Raw genomic sequence first — 13,933 nt, forward strand, 5'->3', positions numbered from 1 at the left:
CTCCGCTAGGACGCTGACTCGGCAAGAGGCGCTGGCGGAGGTGGGCATCGTCTCCCGGTGTGAGGAGTGCCGCCCTGAGGCGGAGCTGCGGGCAGGGCAGTCCACTGTGCACCGGACGCAAGGGCTGTCCTCTGCGGTGCCCACGCCCCTTCAGCCGATCCTGACCCGGGCGCGCACCGTGGTCTGATCGATCTCCGACGTCCGCACGGTCACCGCCAGGTCCCAGGTGCCGGAGACGGGCACGTGGAAACCCGAGGTGGTCCAGCAGCCCTCGGACAGCCGACGCACCGGCTCCCGCAGCGGGCCGATCCCCTGGGCTTTCAGGGTCAGCGCGACCTGCACCTCGGGGACGTCGAGCATGCCCCCGCCCCGCCGGGTGACCGACATGTGCACCGCGTTCGTCCCGCTGCGGCCGGGATCCACCACGGCGGCCACGGTGCCCCGGCCGCCTGTTCCGTGCGTGTCGAAAGGCAGCTCCACGGCTGGCGGCGCGGCCGCCGCGGCGGGCCCGGCGGCCGTGATGGACTCCTGGGTGCGGGCCGGTTCGGTGGAGGTGAGGACCGCGGTGATGGCGAGTACGCACACGCCGATCAGGGTCTCGGCCGCTACCCAGCGACGCAGCGCGGACCGTCCCGGTTTGGTGACCGAGGGTGTCGGCGGGTTCTCCTGGCTGGTGGCCCGGCGGGATGCTCCGGCGCGGGCGGGGACGGCCGAGGCCATCCGGGCCAGGGCGGTCGTGGTCCGGGGGGCCGCGGGGGCCTGGGCGAGGCGGCCGGTGAGGCGCCGGGAGAAGAACGCCAGGCCCAACAGCAGCCCCACGGCGGCCACCTTGGCCGTCAGCAGGTGACCGTAGCGGGTGTCGGTCAGGGCGGTCAGGGTGCCTACCTGTCGCCAGGACTGGTAGAGACCGGTGGCCACCAGGACGGTGATGCCGGTGAACGCCAGCCGTGAGAACCGGGCCACCGACCGGGCGGGCAGCTCGGGGCTGGTGAACAGGGCCAAGGTCAACAGGGTCACACCGCCCAGCCAGACCGCGGCGGCCAGCAGGTGCACCACGTCGACCGGCACGGCCACTGCGGACTGCAGTCCCACCGAGGCGTGCTCCGCGGCCGCCCAGGTCGTGGCCAGCGCCGCGGACACGGCGGCCGCGGCCGTCGTCAGCAGCGCCCGCCGGCGCCCCGCCGGCAGCGGCCGGCTTCCACGCCAGGAGGCCCAGGCCGCTGCGCAGCCGGTCAGCAGCACCAGGCGCGCCCACAGCATCACGCCGGCTCTGGTCTGCGCGACCTCGGCCAGCCGGGAGAGGTCGGCGACCTCGCCGAAGCGGCCGGAGCCCGTGTACGCGCCGCGCAGGAGGAGCAGCGCGGCGGTGCCGGCGGTCACCAGCGCCCATCCGGTGATGACGGCGCGGCGCAGGAGGCGTCTGCTGAGACCGAGCGGCCAGCAGACCAGCAGGAAGCAGGCTCCGCCGACGAGGAGCAGCAGTCCGGCGTAGGCGCCGAAGCGGCCGGCCAGGTAGGCGTGTGCGACCGGTCCGGAGTCTGCGCTGCCGGTGCCGGCGGCGGACACCGAGGTGGTGGAGGGTGCGCCGACGGAGAAGGTGTAGGCGCCGGCCACGGGATGGCTGTCGGCGGAGACCACGTGGTAAGAGACGGTGTAGGTGCCGTGGGCCGGTGTTCCGGGCAGGCGGACGGCGTAGGCCGTGCCGCCCTGTGCGGCGGGGTGGGCGTCGTCGACGCGTTTGCCGGTGGGGTCCAGGACACGGATGGCGTCGCTCTTCAGGGCGATCTTCTCGGAGAAGACCAGGACGACCCGGGTGGGTGGCCGGGCAGTCACCGCTCCTTGCTCGGGCGTGCTGTGGGTCAGCGCGGCGTGCGCGCCGGCCGGAGCGGTGGTGCCCAGCAGCAGGCCGATGGCGGCCAGGAGCGCGAAGGCGCAGCTGCGCAGGCGTGGAGCGCTCACCGTCATCGGTACTCCCCCAGCCTGGTCAGGCGGCTGCGGCGGTGACCTGCCAGGGCGCCGAACAGGATTCCGGTGGCCCCTACGACCAGTCCCGCGATGCCCAGGCCGCAGGCCGTGCCGTTGGTGGTGTCACCTGCTGCGGGGGTCGTGTTCTTCTCAGCGTTGGCGCTTGGGGCGGTGTCGGAGTCCTTGGTGGCCGGTGCCTGGTCGGCGGCGTTGTCTTCGTGGTGGTCGGTCTGCGTGGCGGCGGCCAAGTGCAGGGTCGGGGCGGGATGCTCCGGCTCCGCCTGGCCCTCGGCCTGCGGCTCGATCCACCGCACAACCTCCTTGTTGCTGTACGTCTGCAGGACCTTGAACACCAACTTGTTAGTGTCCTTGGGCAGTTGCCCCAGCGACACGGGAAACTTGCGGTAAGCGCCGGGCGCGATGCCCTTGCCGGTGGCGGTCCAGGTCACCTTGGTGACCGCCTCGCTGACGCGGTCGCCGTGCGGCGTCCGCGGCTGGTCCGGCTTCGACTTGGTGATCTCGACGTCCCAGCCCGCGATCGCCTGCGGCCGGACCGACGCCAGCGGGTGGTCGGCGGGGAAGACGACCTCGAGCTTGGTGGTGGAGGCGTTGTCCCGCTCGTTGGGGACCTTGAAGTCCACCGCGGCGTGGCCGCCCTTGGCGGCCGGGCTCTCCGGCTGGACGGAGACATGGGCGAAGGCGGGCGTCGAGGCGAGCACGACGCCGGCGGCCGCGGCAACCGCGGCGACGCCGATACGGAGGGAAGAAGGCATGGCAGAACTCCTGTGGTGCGGGGGTGCCGCGCGCGGCGCAGTGGCGACGCGGAAGGGGACCGCAGGGGTGTGTGGGGTGGTACGCGCGGGGCGCGGTGATCGACGCGGTCCGGCCAGCGCACTGGGGGCGCGGCCGGCGGGGCGTCAGGCGGCGTCTGGCGTGGACGGCTACCTCGGCCGGAGGTCCTGGGCGTGTCAGCGCGTACGTCAGCGGCACGCCATCCCGCGGGCGGAATCCGGGGTCCGCCAGGAACGTGGGCAGCAGTCGCGTCATCGCTCGCGGGCGGCAGTCCCCTGGCGCGGGTTCGGGCACAGCTGGGTGCTCATCTGCCGCCTGTCCGTCGAAGGCAACCAGTGCACCCTCCGCTGGGACTCCAACCCCGCCCCGTAGACGTCTACGCCGCGGTCAACCACCGGCTGGACGCCGGCGCGTCTGTTGCGACGGCATAGCCGTTGTACGCGATGGCAGGAGAGCCCGGTAGGACGTGGGCGGTGCATCCGCCGTGCTCATCGAGCGCGTCGTGGAGCCGCAGCACCAGCTCGTCTTCGCATGCGCTTGGGCCGCACGGTGCGGGAGGCCCCGAGGGGCGGCGGAATCTTCTGGGTCATCTTGGCTCACTCCTTGTGGGACGGGAAAGCGATCCCGGGGGTCGGTGCTCATAGGCACTTATCGGGCTTCACGGGTGCCGGAGGTGGCATGGTTCAGTGCGTAAGCACCTTTTATGGAATTTCGATGATTTGCACGATATGGGATCCTTGTTCTATGCCGTGGAGACTTCCGAAGCGCGATCCGACGAGTCAGCCGGATCGCCCCGGGAACCGCGTCTCCGACAGGGGCAACATCTCCTCCGCGGACGAGGAACTGCTCCGCACGCTGTACGCCGAGCACGCCGGGCCGCTGTTCCACTTCGTCCTGCGACTGACCTCGGGAGACTGGCAATGGGCCGAGGACGTGGTGCAGGAGACACTGCTGCGGGCCTGGCAGCATCCCGCGGCGTTCGACCCCGAACGCGGTCCGGCCCGGGCGTGGCTGTGCACGGTTGCGCGGCATCTGGTCGTCGACGCCCACCGGGCCCGCCGGGCCAGGCCGACCGAGGTCGACGGCGAGGCGCTGGAACAGGTCGCGGAGCGGACGGCCGGGGAAGACGAGATCGAGCAGGCGCTGCAGAGCTGGGCGGTGGCCGACGCCCTCCGGACCCTGTCCCCGGACCACCGGGCCGTGCTGCTGGAGACGTACTACAGGGGCCGGACGATGGTCGAGGCGGCCAAGTGCTCAACCTACCCGTGGGCACCGTGAAGTCGCGGACGTACTACGCCTTGAAGGCACTACGGCTGGCGCTGCAGGAACGGGGCATCGAGCCGTGACAGAGCTGCATGGAGGAGGTGCAGGCCATGACTGGCGGCCATGACGCCATCCGGTTCTCCCTGGGCGGGTACGTGCTGGGCACGCTGTCCGCGGCGGAGGCGGAGCAGGTGCGCGCCCACCTCGCGGAATGCGACGAGTGCCGCGCCGAGCATGCCGAGCTGGCAGGACTGCCCGCGCTGCTCGCGACGGTCAGCGTGGCCGAGGCCGAGGCCTCGGCCGGGCCCGCGGCAAGCGAGGACCTGGCCGATCGGCTCGTACAGCGGGCCGCCGCAAGCGCACCGCCGCAGCCCGCAGCCGCTGCCGTACCGGGCACTCCGCAGCGAACCGAACGAGGGCGGCTCGACGGGTTGCTCCAGCAGGCCGCGTCCCGACGTCGTACAGCCTGGCGGAGGCAACTGGTCGGGGTCGCCGCGGCCACGACGCTCATCGCGGCGGCGGCGTCGGGTGGCACGTGGCTGGCTGTCGTCGCGTCCACCGGCAGCGAGGTGGCACAACCGGCGCCGACGTCACCGGCCCCGGTCCGCACCTTCTCCGGAACCGACCCCACCACAGGCGTGTCCGCCTCGGTGAAGGTCTCGCCCGCCGCCTGGGGCAGTGCCGTGCAGGTATCGGCGAAGGGAGCACCCCCCGGGATCACGTGCAGGCTGCAGGCGGTCGGGGCCACGGGTACCACGGCGACCGCCGCCACCTGGCAGGCCGGCGCGTACCCGGGCGGCGCCAAGATTTCCGGGACGGTACCCATGTCCCCGGGAACGATCAGTCACTTCGCCATCTACGCCGACAGCGGCGAGAAGCTTCTCACCATCTCGGAATGAGGCCTCGCCCCGGCTCGTATCTCGTGGCCGGCGGTGACCGGTCCGCCATCAGCTCGCGTTCGCCACGGCGGCCCTCGCGGAGGGGGATGTGTGCGGCTTCGACGCGGTTGGCGGTCCCGGGCCGTGCGTGCAGCTGGAAGGCACGGTTTTTGACGGCGCCTGTCGGTCATGTGCTACGCGACGGCTGGATCCGCGCCGCCGCCTGCACCTGGGGATCGCCGCCACCTGGGCCTGTCGTGACGACCCGGCGGCCGCCTTCCCCCGGCCGCCGGGTTTAGGGGCGGTCCGCGTCGGCTCAGGTGGCGGGCCGGCCCTCGGGATGCCCCGCGACCGCGCACGGCCGGCAGGACATCACCGACGCCGTCGCCCCAGCTCGGCCGGAGCCGACTGAAAAGCGGCGGCCAGGTCGTGCTCGGTGATCTCGCCGGCGGGGCGGTGGAGCGTCCAGCGGTGGACCCCGCCGTTCATGGGCAGCACCTCGACGACGGTTTCCCACGGTGGGCAACCGAGTTCACCGCAGCTGAACTGGCGGATCATGACGGCGGTGTCGTCGTCCAGGCCGAGCAGGACACGCACGGCGTCCCTCAGTTCGCACAGGTGCGGACTCGGCCAGGCGATTCCTGGGCGTGGTTCCGGATGCATGGGAGATACCCCCTTGGTTCGGGGAAGAGTGGCAGGTGGCGTGGACGGCGGGCTTCGCCGTGGTGGTCAGTCGGGTGGTGTGCGGGTGGTGGCCCGGTCCCGGACCGGGGGCGTGACGGGTGGCCCGGCAGCGTGGTGTTGCGCGGTGGCCGTCATCTGCCAGACCGCCAGGAGCAGCAGCGTTCCGGTTTCGGCGAGGAGACTGAGGACGGCCTGTGGTGCCGGCTGCAGACCGCGCTCGGTGAATCCGAACACGCCTACGGTGCGCGAGGCGATGAAGCCGCCGAGGGCCCCGAGCGCGACGCCTGCCGCGGCTGCCCTCACCAGCAGGGGTGGCGTCCCCCACAGCAGCAGGGCGGCCAGGGCGAAGGAAGCGCCGGCTTGGAGGAGGAACATCGGGCCGACGAGATGGATGAAGCGGTACTCGGCGACGTAGAGCTGGGCGTGGATGTATCCGCCGGCGGCGAGGGTCGCGGCGGTCGCACACCGCAGGACGGGGATGAGCAGCCTTCGGGTGGTCATGCCAGCCTCTGATCCTTGATGGCCAGTTCGCGGTCGCCTTGGCGGTAGCCGACGCTGCGGATGCCGAGTGCGTCCTTGAGCTGCCGGGCCGGGACGACCTGCGGGGTGGGCGCGGGCGCACGGCCCGGCTTGGGCAGGGGGTAGGCGGTGGTGGTGGCGGAGTGGAAGGTGATGTTGCCCTCCGTCTTGGTGAACAGCTGGTGCACGTGCCCGTTGAGACAGGTGACGGAGGAGAAGCGGCGCAGGAGCGCGATGACCTTGAGGGCGTCGTCGGTGCTCCAGCCCCACTGCGGGTACATCGCGAACAGCGGGATGTGGCTGAAGACCACGATGGGGGTGTCCGACGACAGTCCGGCGACGTCCTTGCGGACGAAGTCGACCTGCTCGTTGCCGAGGTGGCCGAGCTTCTCCAGACTCAGGGTGTTGACCAGGGCGATGAAGTGCACGCCGTGGGTGTCGAAGCTGTACCAGCCGTCGCCGAGCGTGCCCGTCCCGAAGGTCCGCCGGTAGGCGCGGCCCGCATCGCCGATGGAGTCGTGCTCGCCCGGTACGGTGAAGACACGGTCTGTCTTCAGTCCGGCCATCATCTGCTTGACCTGGTCGAACTGTCCGGTCGTGGACAGGTGGGTCAGATCCCCGCTGTGCATGACGAAGTCGGGCCTGAATCCGAGCAAGTTGACCTGGTTGATCGCTTCGGTGAACGAGCCGGCCACGTCCGTGTTCGCAGGGCCCTGGAACCCGATGTGGCTGTCGGAGACCTGCACGAACCGCAGCGTGCCGCTTCCCGCGGCGACGGCACCGGCACTGGCCCCGGCGTTGGTGTCCCGGGCTTCGGCGATGGAGCTGATCACCTCTCCGCCGGCCACGGTCAGTACCACCGCGCCACCGAACCATCCTGCGTGGCGCATGAGTTGCCGACGCGTCATGCCGTGTTCCGTATCGGACCGGCCGGGGTCGTGGTCCGGCGCTGTGCCGTGACTGTCGTAGTACTCGGTCATCGGGTCACCTCCACGGTGGCGGTCATGAACGGATGGATGGTGCAGAGGTAGGCGTAGGTGCCGGGTTTGGTGAACGTGTAGCGGTACGTGCCGTGGGTGGCCAGGGCGGCGGACTGCAGCGGGCCGCCCGCTCCGGCGCTGGTGACCGTGTGGGCGTCGGTGTCCTGGTTGGTCCAGGTCACCGTCGTGCCCACCTTCACCTTCAACGTGGCCGGGGAGAAGGCGAAGTTCTCGATGGCAACGGCGTTCCCGGTCACCGGCGCGGCGGCCTGCGCGCCGGCGCTCGAGTGACTCGGGGGCATGCTCATGCCGGGCATCGACGAGGCGCCGGGAGGGGTGCCCGCCGCCTTCCCCGACCCCGTGGCACCGGGCATCCCGGCCATCCGGTGCTGGCCCGGACCGGGTGTGAGGCTGCCGGCTCCGGAGGACGTGGGATGCGACGGCTGCGCGCATGAGCTGAGGAGCCCGAGCGCGCCGACGCTGGCGATGGTGGCGACGGCCAGCCCAGCCGCGACGCGTGATCGCCGGTTCGGTGTGCGGAAGTTCAGATGCATGGTGCGGGTTCCTGACTGGTCGGGCGGAGACGGGGGCTGCGACGGACGGGAGGGGCGCGGGCACCCGCGGGGATGTGTGGTGGATGCCGGGTTCCTGACCGGTCTCGACCGCTGCACGCGTCCAGCGCCGCGCAGAGCCGTCGCGTGGCGTGCGCCGGGCACGGGCCGAGGCCACACGGTGGCGCCGGTTCCGATGTGCGAGGGCACGGCCTGCGGGGGCGGCGCCAGAAACGCATGCGTCGCGTAGCTGCGTCCGGGCCGCTTCTGATCCGTCCTTTGGTACGTGGGGAAGTCATGAGGAACTGCGTGAAAATCGACTCCTGCCCGGCTCCACGGACGGCGGGGGTCCTACGGTTCGACGTATAGGCACTTTTGTGAAGTTTCTTGGCATGTCGCGGGAGCAGCCGCCGACGCATGCCCGAGGCCCTCACTGAGTGCTGTCAGCACCCGCCTGTGCGTTACAGAAGACGCTGTTCATATGCGCGGTCATCGACTTATGTCGCGGAGTTCCGAAAAGGCTTCCCGAAAACCGATCCGGATCGCACCGCGCGCCGTGTCTTAGGTACAGGGACTCCTACGGCCACGGATCGCGAAGTGCTTACGCACTGTGTACGCGGAGAACGCAGAGCCCCGGTTTCACTACGTGCTGCGACTGACCTCAGGAGATCGGCGATGGGCGGAGGACGTGGTACAGGAGACGCTGCTGCGGGTGTGACAGCGTCCCGCCGCATGCGATCCCGCACGCGACACCGCCCGGGCATGACTGTGTACGGTCGCCCGGCTTCCGTCATCGACGCCCACCAAGTCCGGCAGACCAGACCCGCCAAGGCCGGCGGCGACGTACGCGAGCGACCCACCGAGACCACACCGGGCGAGGACAGGATCGTGCAAGCTCTGCAGCTGAGTGGTCGCCGACGCCGTACGGACGTCCCGCCAGGCACCGCGAAGTCACGGCCGCGCCACGCCCTGCACGCCCCGCGGCCAGCGTTCGAGGAGCGGGGGGTCGAGCCATGACCGTCGGGTGCAGGAGGTGACGACCATGAGTGCGGAGCACTACGCCCTCCGGCTGGCGCTGGGGGGATACGTCCTGCGCACACTCCCCCCGGCAGAAACTGAACAGGTGCGCGTCCACCTCACGGAATGCGACGAATGCCGGGCCGAACTCGTCCGGCTGTCGGGACTGCCCGCGCTGCTGGCGACGGTGGCCGCGGCCGAAGCGGCGGGCCACACCGCGCCGGCGGCGGACGGGGAGCCGGCCGACCGCCTGGTGGCACGGGCAGCGAGGAGCACGCGAGGCTCTACACCGACACGGCCTGCGGTGCTGGCACCACAGGCTGGCGTCCTAGAGAGGCTGCTGGGGCAGGCCGCGGCCCGGCGCCGCAGGACCTGGCGTCTGCAGCTGGCCGGCGCCGCCGCCTCCCTGACGTTCATCGCGGCAGCGGCCGGCGGCACATGGCTGGCGGCTGTCGGATCCCTGAACAGTCAGGCGACGCCGCCCGGGCCGACCGCGCCGGCTGCCTGGCGTACGTTCTCCGGGCGCGATGCCGCCACCGGCGTCTCGGCCACGGTGAGGGTCTATCCCTCCGCGTGGGGCAGTGTCCTGCAGGTCGCCGCCAAGGGCGCGCCCGCCGGAATCACCTGCCGGCTGCAGGCGGTGGGGCCCGGTGGCGCCAGGACGGACGGCGCCACCTGGCGGGCAGGCAAGTACCCTGCCGGCACCACGATCCCCGGGGCGGTTGCCATGTCCCCGGGTGCCATCGAGCACTTCGAGATGCTCGCGGGCAACGGTCAGAAGCTGGTCACCATCCGATCGTCGTGAGGCATTGACGACCGCCGCCATCACACCGTGGCGCCGCTTCGCCCGCGCCACCTGCCATCAGGGGGAACCGTGCCGGCACCGGGGCAGTTCAGCGGCTCGGCCGCCGAGCCGTAGGCCAGCTCCCATCACGCTGCCTCCGCAGTGGCGGGCCGGCAACCCCGGGCCGGGACCTCCCGGCAGCCGGGCACCCTCACCGTTGACTCCCCCGAACCGGCCCGAGCTTGGGCCGGCTTGACGGGTCGAGTGCGCCGACGATCGTGCCAGGAGACCGAGCCACCGGTGTCCTGCCCCGGCCGGGTACGGCATCGACCAGGCCCTGACGCAGGCGCGTGGGTCCAGCCAGGCCGCCTTATTGATGCGACCCGCAAGAAATCCACCAAAAGGTGCGAATAACTCGAACCGATCGGCATGAGCCGTCCGTGGAACTGAATGAGCACGCCCCTGCAGGACCGGCCCACCGACCGCCGCGACGTTGCCGGCGGTCTCCCCCGATCCGAGCTCCACACCTCCACGGAAGAGCCACAAGACCATGTTCGTGACCGATTCCCCCCGCCCGAGTTCGCTGCCCGCCCAACCCTGCCGCCACCAGGCGTTGCTCACCCTGCCCGCACAGGAGGCGCACGTCTCCGCCGCTCGTCACTTCGCGGCCGATCTGCTCGAGACCTGGAGCGTGCCCACGAGCGAGCGGGACTCCGCCGTTCTCATCGTCGACGAACTCGCCACCAACGCCGCCCAGTACGGCCGCGAGTGCATGACCCTGGTGCTCGTCCTCGACAACGGCACTCTTCAGATCGTGGTCACCGACTCCGGCATGACCGTGGAGCGCCCTCCTCGCGACATCGCCGCCGACGAGCACGGCCGCGGCACCGGCATCGTCCAAGGCCTTGCCCAGTCGACCGAGGTCCACCAGACGCGCAGCGGCCGCGAGGTCCGCGCCTGCCTGAGGTGCTCGGCATGACCGGCCCGAGCCTTCCGTGCGAGGCGTACACCAATGCGCCCGACCTGCACCGCGAGATGCACCAAGTACTCGCCCTCGAGGCCGAACGCGACGGCCGCCAAGCACGGCCCGTCACCGGCCCCCCGGTCGACGCGACGGCCGCCGAGCGGGCCCGGCTGCTACGCCGGGCCGCCCTGATGGACCGGATGGCCCTGAACGACCCCCGCCCCGGGCCCCTCGCAGCAGCCGCGGAAACCGCCGAACAGCTCCTCCTGCACGACCGCCGCCATCCCGACCTCGTGGCGGGCCCGCACCACACCGACGCAACCACGCCCGCCCCCAGCGGCCGCTTCTACGTCCGCCAGGAGTACGCCGCCTGGACGGCCGCCGGACGCCCCGGAACGTAAATCGGCACCGACCCGACAACAAGAAGGACACATGACTCGCAACGGCATCGACACCCGGCACACCCCCGCAAGAACCGAACGGCTCCACTCGCCTCGACTCCCACGCCCGACCGCCACGCGTGAACATCGCGCCGGCCGGCGACAGGAACACTCACACCAGGGACAGCCGATGAACGCACCATGGCCGAACGCGAAGGCACACCGGGCCGACACGTTCGAAGGGACGGTGTGACGATGTTCCGCAACGCGCTGGAGCCCTGGCACCTGCTGATCCTGGTCGCGGTGGTGGTCTTGATATTCGGCCCGACGAAACTACCCGACACGGCCCGGGCGCTGGGCAAGTCCATGCGAATCCTCAAGAGCGAGACCAAGGCCATGAAAGACGACGACGCCTCCAACGAGCCTCGCCCCGAGCCTGAGCAGCCCGCACCGGGACCGCGGACAACCCGGGACGCTCCCGAAGACACCCCCTCCGCCCGCACCGCACCCACGGACAGCACGACCAGCCGCCGAGACTGAGCCCGATCGTGCACCAGCCGGCTGACCGAAGCCTTGCCGGCCGACTCACCTCTCGCGCTGCCGGGCCGCCCGCCATGATGCCTGCGGCCCCCACCGGCGTCCGGGCCGGAGCACCGTGGATTCCCGGCGCGTGACAGCGGACGGTCCGAGGACCTCGTGAACCGCCCACCCTCGCGCCAGGCAAGGCAGGTCAGACCACGGCAAGTGGTGCCGACCCGGACCAACGGCTCCCCCTGCACCGTTAACGACCGCAACCGGCGCCACGGCCAGTTGTAACGCAGGTGGTCTGCGCTCCGCCGCACGAGACTAGGACGTGGCGTGCCCCAATCTGCCCGCACCAAGGCAAAGGATCCCGAACGACGGATGTCGCTCGCGGAACACCTTCGTGAGCTCCGCAACCGGCTCGTCAAGGCCCTCCTTGCCATCCTGGCCCTCACGATCGCCGCCGCCTTCCACTACAAGGGCATCGTGAACTTCGCCGCCAAGCCGGTACTGGACTCGGTCGGCTGCCCGACGTCCTTCGCCGATCTCGCCAGGCACACCACGCACACCACCTGCGCGCGGATCACCATCAATGGTCTGCTCGCGCCCTTCACCCTGACGCTGAAGGTGTCCCTCATGGCCGGCGTCGTGCTGGCCTCGCCGGTATGGCTGTATCAGCTGTGGGCGTTCGTCGCACCCGGCCTGCACAAGCACGAGCGGAGATACGCCTACGCATTCGTCGGCGCGGGCGTCCCGCTGTTCTACGGCGGCGCCCTGTTCGCCTACAAGGTGCTGCCCACGACCGCGAAGGTACTGATCGACTTCACCCCGCACGGGGTGGACAACCTACTGCCGCTGGACGATCTGCTCGACCTCGTCACCCGCATGGTGGTCGTCTTCGGCCTCTCCTTCGAGATGCCGCTGCTGCTCGTAATGCTGAACCTCACCGGAGTGCTGTCCGGCCGGCGGATCATCGGGTGGTGGCGCGGCATGATCATGGGAATCACCGCCTTCTCGGCTGTGGCGACGCCGAGCACGGACCCGCTGACGATGCTGACGCTGGCCGCGCCGATCTGGGTGCTCTATTTCGCCGCCGCCGTCTTCTCGCTCCTCCATGACCGGCGCAGGGCCCGAAGAGAGGCAGAGGAACCCGGCGACCACGAGATCTCCGACCTCGACCTCACACCTCAGGACATCGGCAACGTGGAATCAATGTCAGCCAGTCAGGCCGCGCCTGCGCAGCCGGACGCTGCCCACGAGCGCCTCGAAGGTGACACGACGTAACCTGAGGGCCCTTCACTAGGGTCAGGGACTGCCGCGGTGACCTGTCAGAACGTTGCCCATCAGATGGGGTGTGACCGCCCTCCGATTCGCGGCGATGTTCTTCTGCACGAACACGCTTGCCGCGGGGCTGCCCGTCACACTCGACAAGCGCAAGAAGCAGTCAGCGCATCGCTTTAAGAGGAGCTGTGCAGACCGTGGTTGCGAGGGCGCCGCCTGCTCGCTCGCGGCCGTCGCACGGCTTCTGGCCATGATCAATACAGCGTGCCATCATCAGCCGGTGCACGAACATTGGATTGGATCGATCATCTATGGCCTCGGCGCTATCGGATGCGCGACAATCGCGGCCCGCGAGGCATGGACACACAACTGGATCGAGGTGGTCCAGTTCGGCTGCGGCTCGCTGGGCGCGGCCTGGATTGTCGCCGACTATGCCGGGTACGGGGTCGCCCCGCGCGGCGCCCTGTTGTTCTTCGGGATCTTCATGGCGGTGACGTTCTGGCGGGCCCACCGAGAGCGGCTCTGACATCTCGCGAGCCTACGGGGCCGTCGCGTGTGCGTGCACGACCGTGGCATGCCCGATTGACGGCGGAATCAGCGGGTCCCTTTCGTGTGCGCTGGTCACTGACCCGGAGCAGCATGCCGCGCGGGGAACTGTCTCGGGTCGCACGCTGACGGTATGCGCGAAGTCTTGGCGGCGCGTGCGACCGCCGTCGGCTCCCCATCGGAAAGGAGCGGTTCATGAGCTGGGAACCGTCCTGCGAGGGCATCGTCCGCAGCACTCCCGGCGTGGATGCGGTGTTCCTCGCCGATCCCAACGGGAGCTTCTACGGCACCAGTGACGCCGCGTATTGGCGCCCCTCGCCCCAGGAAGCCGAGGAGATCGTGCAAACGGTCCGCGATCCCGAAGCCACTCCGCGCCTCACGGTTCAGGGCGAGAACTACGCCCTCACAGCCCGACACGACGACACCGTCATCGGCAAGAACGCCGAAAAGGCAATCATCGCGGTCGCCACCAGCAAGATGGTCATCGTCGCCCGCGCCGACGAGAGCGCCGCGCCTCAAGCCCTGCGCAAACTTCGGGCCTACGCCGCCGAAAACGCCAGTTGACAGCCGGCAGCAGGGCATCAACCGTCTTCACCCGCAGACAGAGCATCGTCCCCAACTTCCAGGCTTCCTCATCCTGGGATGCGCTCTGCCGCCGACGCCTGTCACGGCCGATCCGAGCCCTCGCCCTCCCTCAGTAGCCATTCCCTGACCGAAGGCGCACGGCCGAAGAGTCTGCTGACCTGCGTGCTTCTTCGCATGAGGTCAGTCACCCGCGGCAGCGGGGAGAAATTCGTCCGAAAGCAC

General features: G+C 70.5%; 14 protein-coding genes and 1 pseudogene. 9 read left to right on the top strand and 6 right to left on the bottom strand.

From position 1 onward, the window contains the following. Positions 1 to 150 precede the first annotated feature (150 nt). Positions 151 to 1,965 carry a copper resistance CopC/CopD family protein gene (locus tag ACFZAU_RS14175; RefSeq protein WP_500552344.1) on the bottom strand — a complete coding sequence of 605 codons (1,815 nt, stop codon included), beginning with the start codon at positions 1,963 to 1,965 and terminating at the stop codon, positions 151 to 153. Further along, positions 1,962 to 2,738 carry a YcnI family copper-binding membrane protein gene (locus ACFZAU_RS14180; protein WP_500552345.1) on the bottom strand — a complete coding sequence of 259 codons (777 nt, stop codon included), beginning with the start codon at positions 2,736 to 2,738 and terminating at the stop codon, positions 1,962 to 1,964. The genes ACFZAU_RS14175 and ACFZAU_RS14180 overlap by 4 nt, the downstream gene beginning before the upstream one ends. 763 nt (positions 2,739 to 3,501) lie before the next feature. On the opposite strand from ACFZAU_RS14180, the pseudogene ACFZAU_RS14185 reads away from it, so the two are divergent. Then, positions 3,502 to 4,103: pseudogene (locus tag ACFZAU_RS14185) on the top strand (sigma-70 family RNA polymerase sigma factor). Between the two features lie 9 nt (positions 4,104 to 4,112). Next, on the top strand, positions 4,113 to 4,919 hold the full coding sequence (locus ACFZAU_RS14190) for an anti-sigma factor family protein (protein ID WP_500552346.1): 807 nt from the start codon (positions 4,113 to 4,115) through the stop codon (positions 4,917 to 4,919). Between the two features lie 351 nt (positions 4,920 to 5,270). Here the strand turns inward: ACFZAU_RS14190 and ACFZAU_RS14195 are convergent, their stop codons facing one another. The 4 genes from ACFZAU_RS14195 to ACFZAU_RS14210 form a co-directional block, all read right to left on the bottom strand. Further along, positions 5,271 to 5,495: a hypothetical protein gene (locus ACFZAU_RS14195; RefSeq protein WP_500552347.1), complete on the bottom strand. Its 225-nt coding sequence runs from the start codon at positions 5,493 to 5,495 to the stop codon at positions 5,271 to 5,273. Between the two features lie 132 nt (positions 5,496 to 5,627). After that, entirely contained in the window at positions 5,628 to 6,083 is a 456-nt protein-coding gene (locus ACFZAU_RS14200) for a hypothetical protein (RefSeq protein ID WP_500552348.1), read from the bottom strand. After that, positions 6,080 to 7,009, bottom strand: a complete 930-nt coding sequence (locus tag ACFZAU_RS14205; protein WP_500552349.1) for a metallophosphoesterase family protein — start codon at positions 7,007 to 7,009, stop codon at positions 6,080 to 6,082. Before ACFZAU_RS14205 ends, ACFZAU_RS14200 begins: the two co-directional genes overlap by 4 nt. A 68-nt stretch (positions 7,010 to 7,077) precedes the next feature. Then, positions 7,078 to 7,389: a cupredoxin domain-containing protein gene (locus ACFZAU_RS14210; protein WP_500552350.1), complete on the bottom strand. Its 312-nt coding sequence runs from the start codon at positions 7,387 to 7,389 to the stop codon at positions 7,078 to 7,080. 1,285 nt (positions 7,390 to 8,674) lie between these two features. Between ACFZAU_RS14210 and ACFZAU_RS14215 the strand changes: the two genes are divergently transcribed. The 7 genes from ACFZAU_RS14215 (at position 8,675) to ACFZAU_RS14245 (ending at position 13,690) form a co-directional block, all read left to right on the top strand. Next, positions 8,675 to 9,454 carry a zf-HC2 domain-containing protein gene (locus tag ACFZAU_RS14215; RefSeq protein WP_500552351.1) on the top strand — a complete coding sequence of 260 codons (780 nt, stop codon included), beginning with the start codon at positions 8,675 to 8,677 and terminating at the stop codon, positions 9,452 to 9,454. Positions 9,455 to 9,983: 529 nt separating this feature from the next. Continuing rightward, a complete protein-coding gene (locus ACFZAU_RS14220; RefSeq protein WP_500552352.1) occupies positions 9,984 to 10,412 on the top strand; it encodes an ATP-binding protein in 429 nt (142 codons plus the stop codon). Continuing rightward, positions 10,409 to 10,798 carry a hypothetical protein gene (locus tag ACFZAU_RS14225; RefSeq protein ID WP_500552353.1) on the top strand — a complete coding sequence of 130 codons (390 nt, stop codon included), beginning with the start codon at positions 10,409 to 10,411 and terminating at the stop codon, positions 10,796 to 10,798. Before ACFZAU_RS14220 ends, ACFZAU_RS14225 begins: the two co-directional genes overlap by 4 nt. Before the next feature lie 234 nt (positions 10,799 to 11,032). After that, positions 11,033 to 11,317 (top strand): Sec-independent protein translocase subunit TatA, encoded by a 285-nt coding sequence (tatA, locus tag ACFZAU_RS14230; RefSeq protein ID WP_500552632.1) that lies wholly within the window; start codon positions 11,033 to 11,035, stop codon positions 11,315 to 11,317. Between the two features lie 363 nt (positions 11,318 to 11,680). Continuing rightward, positions 11,681 to 12,583, top strand: coding sequence for a twin-arginine translocase subunit TatC (tatC, locus tag ACFZAU_RS14235; RefSeq protein WP_500552354.1), 903 nt, complete (start codon positions 11,681 to 11,683; stop codon positions 12,581 to 12,583). Positions 12,584 to 12,653: 70 nt separating this feature from the next. Continuing rightward, positions 12,654 to 13,106, top strand: coding sequence for a hypothetical protein (locus ACFZAU_RS14240; protein WP_500552355.1), 453 nt, complete (start codon positions 12,654 to 12,656; stop codon positions 13,104 to 13,106). A 215-nt stretch (positions 13,107 to 13,321) separates the two neighbouring features. Then, positions 13,322 to 13,690: a profilin family protein gene (locus ACFZAU_RS14245; RefSeq protein ID WP_500552356.1), complete on the top strand. Its 369-nt coding sequence runs from the start codon at positions 13,322 to 13,324 to the stop codon at positions 13,688 to 13,690. Positions 13,691 to 13,933 lie beyond the last annotated feature (243 nt).

This window comes from Streptomyces sp. NPDC008238 (assembly GCF_042956445.1).
Taxonomy (GTDB): Bacteria; Actinomycetota; Actinomycetes; order Streptomycetales; family Streptomycetaceae; genus Actinacidiphila.